The organism is Sinomonas sp. ASV322 (assembly GCF_030908245.1).
Classification (GTDB): Bacteria; Actinomycetota; Actinomycetes; order Actinomycetales; family Micrococcaceae; genus Sinomonas.
The window spans coordinates 266,376-283,724 of record NZ_JAVFJJ010000002.1; the positions used below are offsets into that span (position 1 = coordinate 266,376).

Genomic DNA, 17,349 nt, shown 5'->3' on the forward strand with positions numbered 1-17,349 from the left:
CCAGCCGCGCCCTCGGAGCGCTGAGTGTTTCAATGTGACCGTGGAAACCAATCGCGTCGAGGCGTTCAGCGACGGAGTCCTGGCCATTGCCATCACGATCATGGTGCTCGAGCTCAAGACCCCGAACACCCCGGACCTGCACGGAATGCTCGAGGTCCTCCCGACCCTGCTCACGTACGTGCTGAGCTTCATCTACATCGGGATCTACTGGACTAACCACCACCACCTCATGCACCTCAGCAACCGGGTGGACGGCGGGGCGCTCTGGGCCAACCTGAATCTTCTGTTCTGGCTCTCGATCGTGCCGTTCACCACGCGATGGATGGACGAGAGCAGCCTCAGCACGCTGCCCGTGCTCCTGTACGGGATCAACCTCCTGCTCGCGGCGATCTCGTACACGATCCTCCAAGCCCGGCTCATCCGGATCCAGGGCACGGAGAGCCCACTCCGGCAGGCCATACGGAACGATGCCAAGGGCAAATGGTCGATGGCCATCTACGTGGTGGGCTGCGCGGGTGCGTTCCTGTCCGTCTGGGTAAGCGTGGCCGCGTATGTGGCCGTGGCGGCGCTCTGGATCGTGCCGGATCGGCGCATCGAGCGGGCCGTCGCGGGGCAGAGCGAGCCCGAGTAGCCGCGTTTCGGGGACATCGCCGCGTTCCCGCCCGTTTATTTCCCCCGCAAATCCGCGCCGCCCCGAAACGCGCCGCGCTCCCGACCGATTGGGAAATCACAACCGGTCAGGAGCGCGGCGGAAGTGGTCCGCGGGGTCGGTTTCAGCCCCGGAACTGGGTCAGCGCTGCGGCAAGACCTGGGTCCCCTCGATCTTGACCGCCTGAAGGGCGTTTGCGTCGAGGCCGAGAGCGCGCAGGATCGTCGGGGCGATCTGCGTGGTCTCGACCGGGGCCGAAACCGAGGAGGCACCGGAATCCGTGCCGCCCGAGACGACGATCGGCACGTGGCGGTCCTGGGCGTCGGCACCGCCGTGCTCGGCGATCTTGCCCTTGCCGCCCGTGTAGACGACGCCGTGCTGGACGAGGCCGAAGATGTCCGGGGTGCGCTCGTCACTCGCGGCGGCGTGGAAGTACTCGGCGACCTGCGAGCCGGCGTAGACGGTCGCGAGGCCTGAGGCCTGAACCGTGATGGGCGCCTTTGTGATGTCGTTGCCCGCCGCGGAGTGCGTGAGCAGGTAGTGCTTCGCGAAGTCCGCCGCCGCCTGGGTGTGGACGGTGAGCCAGAGCTGCATGACGTCGTCGTTCGTCGAGAACGCGACGAGGTCGCCCGTGTTGCCCGCCGCGCGCCATGCGGCGTTGAGGCCGTCGACGATGGGGCCGTCGTCGACGCGCTTGAGCGCCGAGGGCTCCATCGGGGACTGGCCGTGCTTCGCGGACAGGATCACCGTGGTCTTCTTGGCGTCGGGGGTCTTCGCGATCGCCGCCGAGAGCTTGCCCACCTGCGCGTCGACGAAGTCGAGCGCCTTGGACAGCAGCGGGCCGGGCGTGACGCCGTCGGCGAGATAGCCGCCCGCGAGGCCGTCCGACGTCGGGAGCTTCTCCGCCGTCGAGACGGACTGGAAGTTCATGCCGAACACCGAGGGCTCGCCCACGGCGCGGGCGCCGGAGTGGTCGTTGCCTTCGATCTCGTTGAGCACGGCCTGGACCTTGTAGGAGTCGTACTGCTGGGTCGCGGCGTTGTCCTTGGTCCAATCGCCCTTGAAGCCGGCAATCGAGGCGGCCGAGTTGATCTCCGGCGCGAAGAGGTCGTCGATGCCTGTGCCGGAGGGGCCGTTGAGGATGTCGTAGGCCACGTGCTTGTCCGACCACGCGGTCCGGAGGCCGGCCTGCTTTGCGACCTCGAACACGGTGTTCACCTTGAGGTATTCGTGCGGGTAGACAGGCTTGCACGTCGCCGGGTCGACAGGCAGCTGGCTCGGGTCGAGCAGCGACGCGGCGTTGCCCGTCATCTGGAGGATGCTGTTCGGGAGGCCCGCGAGGCCCTGGCCGGCGTCGAGGGCGTCCGGGTTGCGATCCGCACCCTCCGTGTACGCAACCTCGGCGCCGGGCGTCGCCGTCGCGCAGTTCGTCGTGCCGGCCGGAAGCAGCTTCCGGTTCCAGGTGTCGTCGTAGTACACGCCGGTCGTGCCCGGGTTGCCGCCCGTGACCTGGCCGACCATGCCGGGGAACGAGTCGGACGGCACCGGGGTCTGGGCGTTCGTGTAGCTCGTGCCGTGGCCGACGAGGGTGGCGAGCGCGGAGCTCGGGTGCGTCGTGACGTACCAGTCGAGGTCGGACTGGTGCAGTCCGTCCACCGAGAGGAGGAGGACGTGCTTGCCCGCGTTAGCCCGCTGCGGGCCATCACCCGTGGACGCCGCGGGAGATGCGACGGCGGCCGTCGCGACGGTCGTCGCGGCGAGGGCCGCGCCGAACACCGCGGCGACGGCGCGCTTCGTGCTGGTCTTCATGGTTCTCCGTTCCGGCGCCCCGCGGCGCCCCGTGCCTCCGGCCGCTCAGGGCGGCCCGTGAGGATCCTGCCAGCGGACGACGGCGCGCGGCAGCAGAGGCGAGAGAGTTCTCTGAGATTTCGGCTGGGCTTTGCTGACTTCACGGGGAACTGCGAGGGAACTCCGAGGATGCTCTCCTTGACGGCCTCGGTCAGGTGTCGCGGCCACCTGCGCCGGTGGCCGCGGCGTGCCGCCAGTCCCTCGGCGTTGCACCGCTGCTGCGGCGGAAGCTCCGCGCGAAATAGGCCGGATCGGGCATCCCCACGCGGCGGGCGATCTCGCCGATCGGCAGGTCCGTCTCGCCGAGGAGCTTCCGCGCGTGCGCCATGCGGAGCTCGTGGACCCAACCCATGACGGTACGCCCGGTGCGTTTGCGGACGACCGTGGTCAAGTAGGCGGGACTCATCCCGATGCGCTGCGCGATGTCGGATAGGGAGAGGGACTCGCCGAGTCGCTCTTCGATGACCTCGAACACCGCGACGAGGAGCGGTTCGTCCGCTCGCCGAAGCTCGCCCGCGACGCCCTCGGCCATCCGCACGACATCGACGAGCAGCAGCGTCAGATGCGCCCTGACCGCCTGCCGGTATCCTTCCTCGCGATCCGCCAGCTCCCGTTCGATCGCGGCGATCGTCGCTGACCACAGCGGCCGCCGTTCGGCCGGAACGCGAAGGCGCAGCAGGCCGCCCGGGACTCCGTGGAGGAACGGGAACAGCAACGGGTGGGCCCGCCAGGTCGGCCAAGCCGTCTGACCCTCGCTGTCGAGGAAGGCGGGATTGAAGAACAGGCCGCAGGCAGCGCCGATGGGCCGCACGATGCTCGGGTCGATCGCCGCACCAGCGGCGGCCGCATAGACCTCGCCCTCCCGTGACGGCCCCGGGGGCTCGCCGGCCCGCTCGATGTACAGGAGCGCCGGAAAATCGTGGATGATTCGACTCGCGTGCTCAGAAAGGCCGTCGCCGGGAAACCGCAGAACCTCGACGGGCGGTGTCTCGGGTTCCGTGCGGTAGCGATAGACGGGGACGCCCTCGCTGAACCGAACGGGTCTGGCCACATGGGTCACGATCTAAAAATAGTCCCATTTCTGCGAACGATCACCCGGTTCTCCGGGACCCGGAGCTGCCACCATCGGGAACATGATGAAATTCCGTCCTACCAACGTTGAACCCCCGCAGCGGGACTACGTCCCCGCAGCAGGCCGCGATGCCCTCCTCCCCTTCTACGACGTGTTCACGGCCGCGTTCGGGGCGGGAACGGTGCATCGCACCCTCATCGACCGGGCCCGGATAGCGCCCGGAAACAAGGTGCTCGAGATCGGCTGCGGAACCGGCAACCTCACCATTCGGGCGATCCGTGCCGCGCCGAACGCCGAGGTGATCGGCACCGACCCCGACCCGCGCGCGCTGGCCATCGCACGGCGGAAGGCCCGGGGCCTCACCGGAATCAGCTTCGACCTCGCCTACGCGCAGCGCCTGCCGTACCCCGATGCCTCCTTCGACCGAGTGCTCTCCTCGCTCATGCTGCACCATCTCGACGAGGACGCCCGGGCCCAGGCCGCCGCCGAAATCCGGCGGGTGCTCCGCCCCGGAGGCAGTGCGCACCTCGTCGACTTCACCGGTCAGGCCCACGGCGTGCATGGGTTCCTCTCGAGCCGCCTGAACTCGGCCCACCTGACCGACCCGGGGCAGGCCGGAATCCAGGAGCTCCTGGCCAACGCCGGGCTTGAGTGCACCGAGGTGACCTCCGAGCGCCTCCGCATCATGGGCGAAGTCACGTACTACCTGGCCACGCGGCCGAGTTAGCAGCCGGCTCAGAGGGCCCCAGACTACGCGGGTGGCCAGGCACCGCGGGCCGCGAGCACGGCTCGGAGCACGTCGGCCCGGTCGGTCAGGAGGCCGTCGACGCCGAGGTCGAGGAGTCGGTCCATGTCCGCGGGCTCGTTGACGGTCCACACGTGGACCTGCTTCCCGAGGGCGTGGGCCCGCTCGACGAAGCGCGGCGTCACAACCCGTAGCTGGCCCTGCCGCTCCGGGACTTGGAAGCAGTCGACGTCGCGGACGAGCCGCGCGAGCACCCCGGCGGGAAGCGCCGGTCCGCCGAAGGCGAGCAGCGCCGTCGTCCTCATCCCCGCCGACGACGCGACCGGGCGCGAGAGCCGCGAAAGGACTGCGCGGCGCCGCGCGTCGGAGAAGGACGCGACGAGCACGCGGTCGTGCAGTCCAAGGCGCTCGACGGCGGCCGCGAAGGGAACGACGGCGGAGGCCGCCTTGACGTCGACATTGAGGCACGCGTCGGGGAGGGCCTCGGCGAGCTCCTCGAATCGGAGCACACGCTCGACGCCGCCGATCCTCGCCCCGGAGACCTCGGCCCACGGGAGCTCGGCAATCCGCCCCGCACGGTCCGTGACGCGGTCGAGCGTGTCGTCGTGGAACGCGACGAGGACGCCGTCTGACGTTGCGTGGACATCCGTTTCCAGGTGAGTGAAGCCCAAGTCCCACGCCGCGCGGAAGGCCGTGAGCGTGTTCTCGAGCCCGCCCGGGGAGAAGCCTCGGTGCGCGAAGGCCATGGGCGCGGGGCGGAGGTAGCTCACGCGGCCACCGTACCGCGGCTCCGCGCAAACTGGTCGCGGTACGCTCGAAGGCATGGAGCACTTGAGCCCGGTGAGCCGGGAGTACTTCCGCACGCTTCCGCGGCGCCGCGTCGCCGCCGGCCTCGTGATCCGCGACGACGAGGGCCGCGTGCTCGTCGTCAAGCCGAACTACAAGGAGGGCTGGCTCCTCCCAGGCGGCACCGTGGATCCTGGCGAGGCCCCGCGCACGGCGGCCCGCCGTGAGGGCCGCGAGGAACTCGGGCTCGACATCGAGCCGGGCCCGCTGCTCCTCATCGCGCATTCGGCGTTCCCGGACCCGGTCGGCGACGGCCTCTCCTTCCTGTACGACGGCGGGCTGCTCCCCGAGGGCGCCCGCGTGTCCCTGCAGGAGGAGGAGCTCACCGAATGGAAGTTCCTCGCGCCCGAGGACTTCGAGTCCCACTTCGGCGAGCATGGCGCACAGCACGTTCGGGCCGCCCTCACGGGCCTCGCCGAGAAGCGCACGCTCGAGCTTGAGGACGGGGTTGAGGTCCTGTGAGCAGGCCGTTCAGCCAGATCGATGTCTTCACGTCCGAGTTCCTGCGCGGGAACCCCGTCGCCGTCGTGCACGACGCCGACGGCCTCGAGACCGGGGACATGGCCGCGTTCGCGCGCTGGACGAACCTCTCCGAGACCACGTTCCTCCTCCCGCCCACGCAGCCCGGGGCCGACTACCGCCTCCGGATCTTCACGCCGGGCGGCGAGATCCCGTTCGCCGGCCACCCGACGCTGGGCTCCGCGCGGGCGTGGCTCGAGGCGGGCGGCGTGCCCGCGGCCCCAGGTCAGATCGTGCAGGAATGCGGGGTCGGCCTCGTGACTCTCAAGGACGACGACGGCCGGCTCGCCTTCGCGGCACCCCCGCTGCGGCGCTCAGGGCCGGTCGAGCCTTCCGAGCTCGCCGTGGTGGCGGGCTCGCTCGGGCTCGGGGCAGACGACGTCGTCGACGCGGCCTGGGTGGACAACGGGCCGGGATGGGTGGGACTGCTCCTGCACGACGCCGAGACGGTGCTCGGACTTCGGCCCGATTTCGCGGCGATGGACGACTACCTTGTGGGCGTCGTCGGGCCTTACCCCGAGGATTCCTGGGACTCGGGGGCGCATTTCGAGGTCCGCGGCTTCGCGCCGAGCCTCGATGTTCCCGAGGACCCGGTCACGGGAAGCCTCAACGCCGGGCTCGCCCAGTGGCTCATCGGGAGCGGGCGCGCGCCGTCGTCGTACGTCGCCCAGCAGGGGACGGCGCTCGGGCGGCGGGGGCTGGTCCGGGTCACCTCGGACGGTCCGGACGTGTGGATCGGTGGGGACACCGTGGTCGGGGTGCGCGGGACCGTCGCGCTGTAGGACTTCGGTGGCCGAGGCCGCGCCGCGGCCCGGCTTGGGGTCACCTTCTGGCGGACCGCAGTCACCTTGTTGGTCGGCAAGTTACCCTCAAGGGAACTTCCGAAGCGATAAGGGGACTTCCGTCTGCGACGAGGTAACTGCACTACCCCTCCCGCGCGCCGTCCACGAGCCGCGGGACGCCGAGCGGGTTGTCCTCGCGGAGGGCCTCGGGCAGGAGGTGCTGCGGGAAGCCCTGGTACGCGACCGGCCGCACGAACCGCTCGATTGCGGCCGTGCCCACGGACGTCGTTGCGGCCGCCGTCGTCGCGGGGTACGGTCCGCCGTGCTGCTGCGCATACGTCACGGACACGCCCGTGGGCCACTCGTTCCACAGCACGCGGCCGGCCTTGCGGGACAGCACTTCGACGAGACCGGCGACGGCGCACGTGTCGGTTCCGTGGATCGTCGCCGTGAGCTGACCCTCGAAAGTCTCGGCGAGGGGCGCGAGCTGGGCCTCGTCGTCGTACGTCACGACGACGGCGGTGGGCCCGAAGCATTCGGCCTGCAGCGCGTGCGGCTCGGCGAGCATGTCCGCGACGGTCGTGAGGAGGAGGGTCGGGCTCGGCGGGTCGGCGAGCGGCGACGGGCCCTGCGCAAGGACCTCGAGCCGCGGATTGGCCTCGAGGCCCTCGAGAACCTCGGCGTACCCGGCCTGGATGCGGTCGTTGAGGAGGGGCGCGGCAGGCGGCAGGGCCGCTCGCCGGAGCGCCTCGACGAGGCCGGATCCCGCCGGCACGACGAGCGTGCCGGGCTTCGTGCAGAACTGCCCCGCCCCGAGCGTGAACGAGCCGACGAAGCCCTCGGCGATCTCGGCCCCGCGAGCCGCGGCAGCCGCCTCCGTCACGAACACGGGGTTGTTGCTGCCCAGCTCGCCGTAGAACGGGATCGGGTCGGGGCGCGAGGAGGCGATGTCGAAGAGCGCGCGGCCACCCGGGATCGAGCCCGTGAACGCGCCCGCGGCGATGCGCGGATCGCGCAGAGCGGCGGCGCCCGCGGCGGTCCCGACGACGAGACCGAACGTCCCCGCCGGCGCGCCCGCGGCTGCGAGGGCTCCAGCGACGACGTCGCCCGTGCGGCGTGAGAGCTCGAGGTGCCCGGAGTGCGCCTTGAGGAGCACGGGGCAGCCCGCCGCGAGGGCAGACGCGGTGTCCCCGCCCGCGACCGAGAACGCGAACGGGAAGTTGCTCGCCGCGAACACGAGGACCGGGCCGAGCGGCACGCGGACGCGCCGCAGATCGGGGCGGGGCGCGCCCATGGGCCACTCAGGGTCAGCGTGGTCGATGCGGGCGTCGAGGTAGCCGCCGTCGCGCAGCAGCTCGCCGAACAGCCGGAGCTGGAACGTCGTGCGCTTGAGCTCGCCGCGGAGGCGACCCTCGGCGAGGTGCGTCTCGGCCTGGGCGACGGGCACGAGCTCGTCCGCGGCGCCGTCGAGCGCATCGGCCACGGCGTCCAGGAGCCGGCCGCGGTCGGAGGGGCGCAGGGCCGCGAGCGGGCGGGCGGCGGCGTGGGCCGCGGCGAGGAGGGCTTCGATTTCGGCCGCGCTCGTGGTGCGGGTGGACGTTGCGGACTGCGCGGTCATGCCGGCGTTCCTTTCGTGGTGGTGGAGGGTTCGAGGGCGGCGAGCTCGCCGATGCTCACGGGAGCCGCAAGTGGCCGCTTGGCCGACGCCGCGAGCGAGGCCTCGCTCGGGTGCGCCCCGCCTCCCGCGCCGAGGCACGACGCCGCGAAGCCGCACACGCGGCCCTGGCACCAGCCCATTCCGGCACGGGTAAATGACTTGAGAGAGCGCGCGTCGGCGGCGCCGAGGGCGTCGCGGGCCTCGGCGATCTGACCCGCCGTGACCTCCTCGCAGCGGCACACGGTCGTCTCGGGGGTGAGCCATTCGTGCCACGCGTCCGGGACGGGGTGGGCGCGGTGCATCGCCTGGGCGAAGCGCCGGTACCGCGCGACCCGTGCGGCATCCGCCGGGGACAGAGCCGGCGGGAGGGCGTCCGACGGCGGCGCCTCACCTTGGTCCCGGTCCTGCGGGGAGGCGTGGGCGGGCGACAACGCACTCGCCCGGGCGGCAGCCGAGGCTCCCGCGACGCGCCCCTCGAGGACGGCGAGCGCCGCGCCGCCGACGCCCGTGACCTCCCCCGCGAGGAAGAGGCCCGGGATGCTCGACTCCTGCCGCGTGTCGACGACGGCGACGAGGGACCTGTCGGCGTCCACGCGGGTTTCGGCGCCCAACGAGACGGGCAGCTCGAGCTGTGGCGTGAACCCCCAGCCGAAGCCGACGACGTCGACGTCCTCGAGCAGCCGCTCGCTCCCCCGGACCACGCGCCCGCCCGGATCGACGCGGGCCGTGCGCACGGCCCGCGTCCGGTCCTCGCCGAGCACCTCGGTCACGACGGTCCGCGTCCTGTACGGGATGCGGTGCCGCGCGAACACGGCCGCATAGCCGAGGCCCTCGAGCGCCTTCTCCGGCACGCCGGCGGCCGCCCCCAGGTGCGGGAACCACGCGACGGGCGACGACGACTCGAGCACCGCGGCGACCATCCCGCCCGCCTCGGCGATGTTCGCCGCGACGGGGAGGAGGAAGGGCCCGGTTCCCGCGACGACAAAGCGCCGACCGGGCAGCGCGCCGTTGGCCTTGATGAACGCCTGGATGCCTCCGGCGGCCATGACGCCGGGAAGGTCCCATCCAGGCACGGGGAGCTGGCGGTCGTAGGCTCCGGGGCACAGGACGAGGCGGCGCGCGCGGATCGTCGAGACGCTCTCCCGTTGCGCCGTCACGTCTGCGGGGTGCGCACCCGCCGGATCTGACGGCGCAACCGAGGCGGGGGGCGCAACCGAGGCGGACGGCGCAACCGACGGCGCGACGGTGGGGGTCGTGCGGAGGGTGAAGCCGCCGTCGTCGTTCTGCGCCATCCAGACCTGACGACCGGGCACGTACTCGATCGCCCCGGTCGCGCGCGCGGCGTCGAAGCGCGCGCGAAGGTCGAGGTAGACGCCCCAGTCGTGGTGGCCGCGGCCGTCCGCGGCGACGACGTTCTCCGGCCGGTGGCGCCAGTACTGCCCGCCCGGCTGGGCCGCGGAGTCGACGACGACGACACGCGCCCCAGCTTCGACGGCGGCCACCGCGGCGGCGAGCCCCGCGGGGCCTGCGCCGACGACGGCGACGTCCCGCGCCGCGATCCCGCTCACGCCGAGCCTCCCTCGATCGCAGTGCCCGAGCCCTCAACACACAGCCCTTCGCGCGCCTCGACAAGGCACGCGCGCTGGTTGGCCACGCCGTCGACCGTCACGAGGCAGTCGAAGCACACGCCGATGCCGCAGAACAGGCCGCGGGGGCGGCCACCCTTGCGCGTAGTACGCCACGCAGGGACGCCGCCCGCCACAAGCGCGGCGCCGACCGTCTGGCCGGGCGCGGCCTCGAACGGCGCGCCGTTGAAGCTGAATGCGACGGCGGGCGTGCCGGAAGCGCTGGGGGGCTTGCTCATGCGGAGGCCTCCTCACGGGGAGCGGACTGGTCCTTCGGCGCGGTACCGAAGCGCGCGGGGGCGAACGGGGTGAGGTCGAGGTCCGGCTCGCGGCCCGCGAGGGCCTGGGCGAGGAGCTTGCCCGTGCCGACGGACAGGCCGATCCCCGCGCCCTCGTGCCCGGCCGCGTGCCACAGGCCGGGCGCACGCTCGTCGGGCCCGATGACGGGCAGGTGGTCCGGGCAGTAGGGCCGGAAGCCGTGGTAGTGCCGGATCGCCTTGACGGCGGCGAGGAATGGGAAGAGCCCGACGGCGTTGCGGGCCAGGAGCCGCAGAGCGTCGGTGCTCACGGTCCGGTCGAAGCCCACGCGTTCGCGCGTCGAGCCGATGAGGATCGTCCCGCTCGGCGTGCCCTCAACTACGGGCGAGGCTTGGAGCCCCGCGTCGGAGCTGCCGACGTTGTCGATGTACTCGGCCGCGTACACCTTGTGGTGGACCATGGGCGGAAGCGGTTCGGTCACCATGACGAAGCCGCGCCGCGGCATGACCGGCACGTCCACGCCGGCGAGGGCGGCGAGCTCCCCGGCCCACGTGCCCGTGCAGTTGACCACTGACGACGCCGAGAACTCGCCGCGCGTCGTCCGCACGCCGGCGATGCGCTCGCCCGAGCGAAGGAAGCCCGTGACGGTCGTGTCCGCGTGGAAGCGCGCCCCCGCGGCCACGGCGAGCCGGACGAGGTGGGCGGCGACGAGCATGGGCTGGACCTGGCAGTCTTCGGGGTAGAAGGCCCCGCCGAGGGCGTCCGGGGAGATGTTCGGCTCGGCCGCGCGCAGGGCGTCGGGGTCGAGCTCCTCGACGGCCACGCCGAAGCCCTTCTGGACAGCCATGACCCGATGCAGCGACGCGAGGCTGCTCTCGCGCGAGGCGACGATGATGCCGCCCTTGGCCTCGAACTCCCACAGGTGCCGGTGCTCGGCGAGGTCGCCGTGCCACACGCCGAGCGAGTAGCGCGTGAGTTCGAGCTCGGGCCCGAGCTCCTTGTCCGAGACGAGGATGTTGCCCTCGCACGCGGACGAGGTCCCGCTCGCGGGGAGGCCCTTGTCGAGGACCGTGACGCTGAGTCCTTCGCGGGCCGCGAAATAGGCCGTCGCGGCCCCGATGACCCCGGCGCCGATGACGACGATGTCGCTGACGGCGGCGTTGGATGGCGCGCTCACGGGCTCTCCCCGGGTGGCTCCTGCTCACCCGTGGCCCACAGGCCGCGCGCGTGGCCGATGTGGCGACGCATGAGCGCAAGGGCGGCGGCGCCGTCGCCCGCCTCGAGGAGGTCAAGCAGCTCGTGGTGCTCTTGCGCCGAATCGGCGAGCCGGTTGGACTCGCTGAGGCTCTTGAGCCCGTACATGCGGGTCTTCATGCGAAGGCTCGTCGCGAGGTCGACGAGCTGGCTGTTGCCGCCGTAGCGCAGGACCTCGGCGTGGAAGTCGCGGTCGGCGGCGAGATACGCGGCGAGGTCGCCCTCGCGGGCCGCGGCGACAATCGCGTCCGCGAGCGAGCGCAGGGCCGCGATGCCCGACGGCGGGACCGTGCCCGCGACGTCGCCCACGACGGGCGGTTCGAGGAGCAGGCGGATCTCCGTGATCTCGTCGAGCTCGCGATCGCTCATGCGCGTCACGCGGAAGCCCTTGTTCTTGACGGTCTCGACGAGGCCCTCCCGGGCGAGGTCCATCATCGCCTCGCGCACGGGCGTCGCGGAGACGCCGAACGCCGCCCCGAGCGCGGGCGCCGAGTACAGCGTGCCCTCCTCGAGGGTGCCCGCGATGATCGCGGCCCGCAGGGATTCGGTGACAGACTCGCGCAGGCTCCGCTGGGGGCCGAGCGGGGCGATGGGAAGGTTGTGACTCGTGGACACGTCGGACACTCCTTGGACGGGCGTCATTCTCTCGTGCCCCCTTCATACACCAAGGCCGCCGTCACGAGGTCTTCCCAGGCCATGCCCACGCCGGAGTACAGGCACGGTCGCCCCGGCACGCGCTCGAACTCCCCGAGTACGAGCTCGCGGAGGTTGGCGGGGCGCAGGGCCTGCCATTCCTCGACGCTGCGGGCGGGGATGAGGTCCCCGGCCTCGCGAAGCGCCGAGGCGCGGCCTTCGACGACGACGTCGCTGCGCCGCACGAGCGTCGAGTCCACCTCCCGGGCGTCGAGCCCGTGCTGCCCGACGGCGGCAACCACGGCGCCCGGGGCGACGAGACCGCCGTCGAACAGCGGGGTCCGCGACGATGTCGCGCACAAGACCACGTCGGCCTCCGGCACGTCGGCGACGCTTCCCTCGCGGACGTCGATGCCTTCCGCGGAGAGCGTCGCCCTCAGGTCGCGCGTGCTGTCGGGACGGCGGCCGACGACGGCGAAGCTCGCCCCGGGCAGGAGCGCGTGCGCCGCGCGGAGGTGGTTGAGCGCCTGAACGCCAGCCCCGAAGACGAGGACCCGGAGCCGAGATCGGGTCCCGTCGAGCCCAGATCGGGTCCCGTCGAGCCCAGATCGGGTCCCGTCGAGCCGAGATCGGGTCCCGTCAAGCCGAGATCGGGTTTGCGGGGAACTCGGGTCGCCGCCCGCGTCCACGTGGCCGCGGCCCGCCCCGGGCGCGCCGTCGGGCGCTGCCAGAATTCTCGTCACCGCGAGGAGCGTCGTCGCGGGGGTGCGGATCGCCGTGAGCTCGGTGCCGTCCATGACGGCAAGCGGCGCGAGCGTGTCCGAGTCGACGAGGACGTAGACGCCCTGGATCTTCTTGAGCCCGCGGGCCGGGTTGCCCGGGGCGACGGTGAGGGCCTTGACCCCGCCGTACGTGCGGCCCGTCGCGGGCATGATGAGGAACTCGCCGCCCGGCGCTGGGCTGAACAGCCGCGGGCTGTCCTCCTCGGGGTCCACGCCGTCGAGGAGGGCGCGCTCGAGGGCCGCGACCGCCGTCGTCCACGGCGCCGCCGCGCGCACGGCCGCGGCGTCGAAATAGGGCAGGCTCACAGCAGGAACCCCTCCGGGAACGGGTCGGTGGGGTCGAGGAAGTACTGCGCCGTGCCCGTGAGCCACGCGCGGCCGGTGACCGTGGGGACGACGGCAGGCCGCCCGGCGACCTCGGTCTCCTCGACGAGCCGGCCGATGAAGCGCGAGCCGATGTAGGACTCGTTCACGAAGTCCGCGCCCAGGGCGAGCTCGCCCCGCGCGTGGAGCTGGGCCATCCGCGCGCTCGTGCCGGTGCCGCACGGCGAGCGGTCGAACCAGCCCGGGTAGATGGCCATCGCGTGTCGCGAGTACTCCGCCGTCGAGCCCGGGGCCTTGAGGTAGACGTGGTGGCAGCCGCGGATGTCCGCACGTTCGGGGTGCACGGGCTCGCCCGCGGCGTTGATCGCGTCCATGATCGCGAGACCGGCCTTGAGGAGGTCGTCCTTCCGCGAGCGCTCGAACGGCAGCCCGAGCGCGTCGAGGTCCACGATCGCGTAGAAGTTGCCGCCGAACGCAAGGTCGTAGGGCACGGTGCCGTAGCCGGGCACCTCGACGGCCGCGTCGAGCCGGTCGACGAACGACGGCACGTTGCGGATGGTCACCGAATCGGCGTGGCCGTCCGTGACGGCCACCTCCGCGACAACGAGGCCGGCCGGGGTGTCGAGCCGGACGGTCGTGATGGGCTCGACAACCTCGACCATCCCCGTCTCGACAAGAACCGTCGCCACGCCGATCGTCCCGTGGCCACACATCGGCAGGAGCCCCGAGACCTCGATGAACAGGACGCCGAAGTCCGCGTCCGGACGTGTCGGCGGCTGGAGGATTGCCCCGCTCATCGACGCGTGGCCCCGGGGTTCGTACATGAGGAGCGTCCGGATCCAGTCGCTGTGCTCCATGAACCACAGGCGCCGCTCGGCCATCGTGGCACCGGGGATCGTCCCGACGCCGCCCGTGATGACGCGCGTGGGCATGCCCTCGGTGTGCGAGTCGACGGCGTGGAAGATGCGGCTCGTTCTCATGCTGGTGCCCTTCGTCGTGTGGATCCATTGCTCCGTAACTGTCGTTTTGGAGGCTGATAACGACAGTTACGGAGCAATCGATGAACCAGGAGGTTACTTGTAGCCCTTGGCGAGGGCCGCCTCGGTGGCCCGCACGACGGCGTCGCGCGCCTCAGGCGAGAGCGGTCCCCGGGGCGGACGGCAGCCGCCGCCCTTGAGGCCCACGACGTCCATCGAGAGCTTGATCGCCTGGACGAACTCAGTCTTGCTGTCCCAGCGTAGGAGCGAATGCAGGTCGCGGTAGATCTCGCGGGCCCGCTCGAGGTCGGCAACGTGGCCCGACGTCGAGAGGCGGTACAGCTCGACCGTGGACTCGGGGAGGGCGTTCGGGTAGCCGGACACCCAGCCGACCGCGCCCGCGAGGCCGAGCTCGACGACGGTGTCGTCAGTGCCGATGAGGACGTCCGCCTCGGGGGCGAGCTCCTTGATCTCGTAGGCCCGACGCACGTCGCCGCTGAACTCCTTGACGCCCACGATGAGGCCCTCGCCGTGGAGGCGCCCGATGAGCTGCGGGGTCAGGTCCACCTTCGTGTCGATGGGGTTGTTGTAGGCCACGATCGGCAGGCCCACGGAGGCGGCGCGGCGGTAGTGGTCAACGACTTCCTCGTCGTTGGCGCGGTACGAGTTCGGGGGAAGGAGCATGAGCGCATGCGCCCCGGCCTCGGCTGCCTGCTCGGCCCAGCGCTGCGTCTGCAGGCCGCCGTAGGCGCCGACACCCGCCATGACGGTGAAGCCCTCGGGGGCGGCCTCGACCGCCGTCGTGATGACGCGTGCGCGCTCCTCGTCACTGAGGGTCTGGTACTCGCCGAGCGAGCCGTTGGGGGCCACGCCGTCGCACCCGGCGCCAGCCAGGAAGCGGATGTGCTCGGCGTAGGCGTCAAAGTCGACACTGAGGTCTTCATTGAACGGAAGGGCCGTGGCGACGAGGACGCCGTGCCAGGGCTTGCGGTTTGCGGTCATGTTCGGTCCTTTCGAGTGAGGCGCTCGCACCGGGAGAAGTGGGACACCTCACCAGCCATGTGACATTGCACAGATCAAAATGGTATACCGAAGCTCTTGCCCCGGCAAGGGGTCTAGCTAGCGGGAACGACGTACTGCTTGTCGGCGACCTTGCCCAGGCCAGCGGAGAGGCCAGCGTCGGTGAGCAGCTTCGTAATGGTGCCGTCCTTGCGCTGGGCCGCAATGCCGTCGTCGAGCGCCTTCTTGAGGTTCGCGTTGCCCTTGGTGAGCGGGAACGCCGCTTCGGGCGCCTTCGTAATGGCGCCGACGCGCTGGTCTGGGTGGTCGTTCGCGAGGGAGACCGTCACACCCTGGGCGCCCTTGAACTGGAGCACCTGCACTCCGTAGGCGTCGACGTCGGCCTGGAGCCGGCCGGCGTCGAAGTCGGCCTTGAGCTCGACGCTGCTCGGATACGTGACGAGCTTGTCGCCGAGGATCTTCTTGAGGTCCTCGACCCACAGATAGCCGTCGATCGTCCCGACCTTGCCGACCTTCTCGAGGTCCGCGACCGTGGCCGCTCCGGACTTCGAGGCAATGCCCATGCCGTCGAGGTACGTCGAGGCCGAGAAGTCGACGGCCTTGAGCCGCTTCTCCGTCGCGTCGATCGTGCCGAGCGCGAGGTCGATGTTCCCGCCCGAGATCGACTGGACGGCATCCGCGTACGTGGCCTGCTGGTAGACCGGCGTGAGGCACTCGTCCTTCGCGATCTTGTTCACGATCGAGATGTCGATGCCTGTCGGGCTGCCGCTGTTGTAGCTGCTGAACGGCGGGATGTCGATGACCCCGATGGTGAGCTTGCCCTGCGCGACCGTCTGCACGCCGTCGTGCTTCGGCGCGCAGTTGGACTGGGACGCGGACGACGATCCGCCGCAGGCGGTGAGCGTGACGCCGGCGGCAAGGACGACGGCGGCCAGGGCGCCGGAGCGCTTGAGGGTGTGGTTCTTCATGGGGGGGTTCCTCTCATTCGGGGAGGGTGGGTGGGTTGGGGATTGCTTACGCGTGGCGGGCCATGCGCTGGTCCGAGCGGGTGGGTGGGTTGCCGTCAGGCGTGGCGGGCCATGCGCTTTTCAAAAAACACAGTGATCCACGTGGCCGGCATCGAAATGACGGCGTAGCACAGGCCCGCGAGCGTGAAGATCTGCAGGTAGTTGAAGTCCTGGCTGCCGATGTTGTAGGCGGTCTTCATGAGCTCGGGGACGGCGATCCCGTACGCGAGCGACGTGCCCTGGAACATCTGGATGGCCACGCCCATGAGGCCCGGGATGGCCGAGCGCATGCCCTGCGGCATGGTGATCCGGAAGAACGTGTCCCGCTGCGACAGCCCCAGAGCGTTCGAGGCCTCGAGCTGACCGCGCGGTACCGACTGGATGCCGGCCCGGATGATCTCCGACGAGTACGCCGCCGCGTTCCAGATGAGCGCAAGGCATGCGGCGGTGATGCTCTCGAACGCGATGCCGAACTTCGGCAGGCCGTAGTAGAAGAGGTACAGGATCACGAGGGCCGGTGCGCCGCGCCCGACCTCGACGAGCGCGAGGCCGAGGGTGCGCGCCGCGAGGTTCTTCGCCCGGACCATGAGGCTCAGGACGAGTCCCAGCGGATAGCCGGCCACGATCGAAACCGCCGCAATCATGAGGCTAACCCCGAGCCCGGACATCATCTGCGGGAGGTATCCCGCCCATGCTGTGAGCCAGCTCATACGTGCACGACCTTCCTCATGCGGGCGTCGAGCCATCTCGACAGATAGGCGACCGGCAGGCTCAGCGCGATGTAGACGACGCCGACGATGACGTAGGGCAGGATCCCCTCGACGGTCGGGTGCTGCCGAGCGAACGACTGGGATTGAAAGACCATCTCGGCCACGATGATCGTCGAGGCGATCGAGGAGTCCTTGAGGAGGCCGACCAGATACGTCGCAATGGACGGCGAGACAATCCGGAACGCCTGGGGGACGACGACGCGGAAGAACGTGCTGCCCCGCGGGAGGCCGAGCGCGTGGGCGGCCTCGAGCTGGCCACGCGGGACGGCCTGGAGGCCGCCGCGGTAGATCTCCGCGAGGTACGCGACCGAGACGACACCGAGACCAACGATCGCCGCGCCCACAGGATTGAACTTGAACGTGCCGATCTGGATGCCGAACTTGAGCAGGAACAGCCACACGATGATCGGCACGCCGCGGACGAGATCGACGAAGAGCCGGCACGCGAGCTGGAGCGGGACGACCGGCGACGAGAGGCCGAGCGCAAGCGGGACAGCGCCGGAGATCCCGATCGCGAAGGCCGCGAGCGTGAGGCCGACCGTAAGAGGCAGGCCCTCGAGGACGGCGGTGAAGGCGTTCAT

At 71.1% G+C, this 17,349-nt stretch carries 18 protein-coding genes; 4 read left to right on the top strand and 14 right to left on the bottom strand.

The window, feature by feature from the left end; all coding sequences use genetic code 11:
• The first annotated feature begins 40 nt into the window (after nt 1-40).
• Nucleotides 41-631: a TMEM175 family protein gene (locus tag RBS12_RS03835; RefSeq protein ID WP_307964740.1), complete on the top strand. Its 591-nt coding sequence runs from the start codon at nt 41-43 to the stop codon at nt 629-631.
• Nucleotides 632-790: 159 nt separating this feature from the next.
• Here the strand turns inward: RBS12_RS03835 and RBS12_RS03840 are convergent, their stop codons facing one another.
• Together RBS12_RS03840 and RBS12_RS03845 are read right to left on the bottom strand one after the other, a co-directional pair.
• Nucleotides 791-2,458, bottom strand: a complete 1,668-nt coding sequence (locus RBS12_RS03840; RefSeq protein ID WP_307964741.1) for an alkaline phosphatase family protein — start codon at nt 2,456-2,458, stop codon at nt 791-793.
• 190 nt (nt 2,459-2,648) lie between these two features.
• Entirely contained in the window at nt 2,649-3,548 is a 900-nt protein-coding gene (locus RBS12_RS03845; protein ID WP_307964742.1) for an AraC family transcriptional regulator, read from the bottom strand.
• Nucleotides 3,549-3,630: 82 nt separating this feature from the next.
• Between RBS12_RS03845 and RBS12_RS03850 the strand changes: the two genes are divergently transcribed.
• The gene (locus RBS12_RS03850; protein ID WP_307964743.1) at nt 3,631-4,296 is read left to right on the top strand and encodes a class I SAM-dependent methyltransferase; all 666 of its coding nucleotides are present in this window, start codon (nt 3,631-3,633) and stop codon (nt 4,294-4,296) included.
• Between the two features lie 23 nt (nt 4,297-4,319).
• On the opposite strand, the gene RBS12_RS03855 is transcribed toward RBS12_RS03850, so the two are convergent.
• Nucleotides 4,320-5,060, bottom strand: coding sequence for a glycerophosphodiester phosphodiesterase family protein (locus RBS12_RS03855; RefSeq protein WP_307964920.1), 741 nt, complete (start codon nt 5,058-5,060; stop codon nt 4,320-4,322).
• Nucleotides 5,061-5,136: 76 nt separating this feature from the next.
• Between RBS12_RS03855 and RBS12_RS03860 the strand changes: the two genes are divergently transcribed.
• The gene (locus tag RBS12_RS03860) at nt 5,137-5,622 is read left to right on the top strand and encodes an NUDIX hydrolase (RefSeq protein WP_307964744.1); all 486 of its coding nucleotides are present in this window, start codon (nt 5,137-5,139) and stop codon (nt 5,620-5,622) included.
• On the top strand, nt 5,619-6,461 hold the full coding sequence (locus RBS12_RS03865) for a PhzF family phenazine biosynthesis protein (protein WP_307964745.1): 843 nt from the start codon (nt 5,619-5,621) through the stop codon (nt 6,459-6,461). The genes RBS12_RS03860 and RBS12_RS03865 overlap by 4 nt, the downstream gene beginning before the upstream one ends.
• A 142-nt stretch (nt 6,462-6,603) precedes the next feature.
• Here the strand turns inward: RBS12_RS03865 and RBS12_RS03870 are convergent, their stop codons facing one another.
• The 11 genes from RBS12_RS03870 to RBS12_RS03920 form a co-directional block, all read right to left on the bottom strand.
• Entirely contained in the window at nt 6,604-8,079 is a 1,476-nt protein-coding gene (locus tag RBS12_RS03870) for an aldehyde dehydrogenase family protein (protein ID WP_307964746.1), read from the bottom strand.
• Nucleotides 8,076-9,686, bottom strand: coding sequence for an NAD(P)/FAD-dependent oxidoreductase (locus tag RBS12_RS03875; protein WP_307964747.1), 1,611 nt, complete (start codon nt 9,684-9,686; stop codon nt 8,076-8,078). Before RBS12_RS03875 ends, RBS12_RS03870 begins: the two co-directional genes overlap by 4 nt.
• A complete protein-coding gene (locus RBS12_RS03880; protein ID WP_307964748.1) occupies nt 9,683-9,982 on the bottom strand; it encodes a (2Fe-2S)-binding protein in 300 nt (99 codons plus the stop codon). The genes RBS12_RS03875 and RBS12_RS03880 overlap by 4 nt, the downstream gene beginning before the upstream one ends.
• Nucleotides 9,979-11,178, bottom strand: a complete 1,200-nt coding sequence (locus RBS12_RS03885) for an FAD-dependent oxidoreductase (protein WP_307964749.1) — start codon at nt 11,176-11,178, stop codon at nt 9,979-9,981. Before RBS12_RS03885 ends, RBS12_RS03880 begins: the two co-directional genes overlap by 4 nt.
• On the bottom strand, nt 11,175-11,870 hold the full coding sequence (locus tag RBS12_RS03890) for a GntR family transcriptional regulator (RefSeq protein ID WP_307964750.1): 696 nt from the start codon (nt 11,868-11,870) through the stop codon (nt 11,175-11,177). The genes RBS12_RS03885 and RBS12_RS03890 overlap by 4 nt, the downstream gene beginning before the upstream one ends.
• Before the next feature lie 23 nt (nt 11,871-11,893).
• Complete coding sequence (locus RBS12_RS03895; protein WP_307964751.1) at nt 11,894-12,976, bottom strand: ornithine cyclodeaminase family protein; 1,083 nt, start codon at nt 12,974-12,976, stop codon at nt 11,894-11,896.
• Nucleotides 12,973-13,974 (bottom strand): proline racemase family protein, encoded by a 1,002-nt coding sequence (locus tag RBS12_RS03900; RefSeq protein ID WP_307964752.1) that lies wholly within the window; start codon nt 13,972-13,974, stop codon nt 12,973-12,975. The genes RBS12_RS03895 and RBS12_RS03900 overlap by 4 nt, the downstream gene beginning before the upstream one ends.
• 93 nt (nt 13,975-14,067) lie before the next feature.
• Nucleotides 14,068-14,973, bottom strand: coding sequence for a dihydrodipicolinate synthase family protein (locus tag RBS12_RS03905; protein ID WP_307964753.1), 906 nt, complete (start codon nt 14,971-14,973; stop codon nt 14,068-14,070).
• 113 nt (nt 14,974-15,086) lie between these two features.
• Nucleotides 15,087-15,959: a transporter substrate-binding domain-containing protein gene (locus tag RBS12_RS03910; RefSeq protein ID WP_307964754.1), complete on the bottom strand. Its 873-nt coding sequence runs from the start codon at nt 15,957-15,959 to the stop codon at nt 15,087-15,089.
• A 95-nt stretch (nt 15,960-16,054) separates the two neighbouring features.
• Entirely contained in the window at nt 16,055-16,708 is a 654-nt protein-coding gene (locus RBS12_RS03915) for an amino acid ABC transporter permease (RefSeq protein ID WP_307964755.1), read from the bottom strand.
• Nucleotides 16,705-17,349 carry an amino acid ABC transporter permease gene (locus tag RBS12_RS03920; protein ID WP_307964756.1) on the bottom strand — a complete coding sequence of 215 codons (645 nt, stop codon included), beginning with the start codon at nt 17,347-17,349 and terminating at the stop codon, nt 16,705-16,707. The genes RBS12_RS03915 and RBS12_RS03920 overlap by 4 nt, the downstream gene beginning before the upstream one ends.

Coding starts and splice junctions, on each gene's coding strand:
- RBS12_RS03840 (WP_307964741.1), bottom strand. CDS start 2,458: ATGAAGACCAGCACGAAGCGCGCCGTCGCCGCGGTGTTCGGCGCGGCC.
- RBS12_RS03850 (WP_307964743.1), top strand. CDS start 3,631: ATGATGAAATTCCGTCCTACCAACGTTGAACCCCCGCAGCGGGACTAC.
- RBS12_RS03855 (WP_307964920.1), bottom strand. CDS start 5,060: ATGGCCTTCGCGCACCGAGGCTTCTCCCCGGGCGGGCTCGAGAACACG.
- RBS12_RS03860 (WP_307964744.1), top strand. CDS start 5,137: ATGGAGCACTTGAGCCCGGTGAGCCGGGAGTACTTCCGCACGCTTCCG.
- RBS12_RS03870 (WP_307964746.1), bottom strand. CDS start 8,079: ATGACCGCGCAGTCCGCAACGTCCACCCGCACCACGAGCGCGGCCGAA.
- RBS12_RS03880 (WP_307964748.1), bottom strand. CDS start 9,982: ATGAGCAAGCCCCCCAGCGCTTCCGGCACGCCCGCCGTCGCATTCAGC.
- RBS12_RS03900 (WP_307964752.1), bottom strand. CDS start 13,974: ATGAGAACGAGCCGCATCTTCCACGCCGTCGACTCGCACACCGAGGGC.
- RBS12_RS03905 (WP_307964753.1), bottom strand. CDS start 14,973: ATGACCGCAAACCGCAAGCCCTGGCACGGCGTCCTCGTCGCCACGGCC.
- RBS12_RS03910 (WP_307964754.1), bottom strand. CDS start 15,959: ATGAAGAACCACACCCTCAAGCGCTCCGGCGCCCTGGCCGCCGTCGTC.
- RBS12_RS03915 (WP_307964755.1), bottom strand. CDS start 16,708: ATGAGCTGGCTCACAGCATGGGCGGGATACCTCCCGCAGATGATGTCC.
- RBS12_RS03920 (WP_307964756.1), bottom strand. CDS start 17,349: ATGAACGCCTTCACCGCCGTCCTCGAGGGCCTGCCTCTTACGGTCGGC.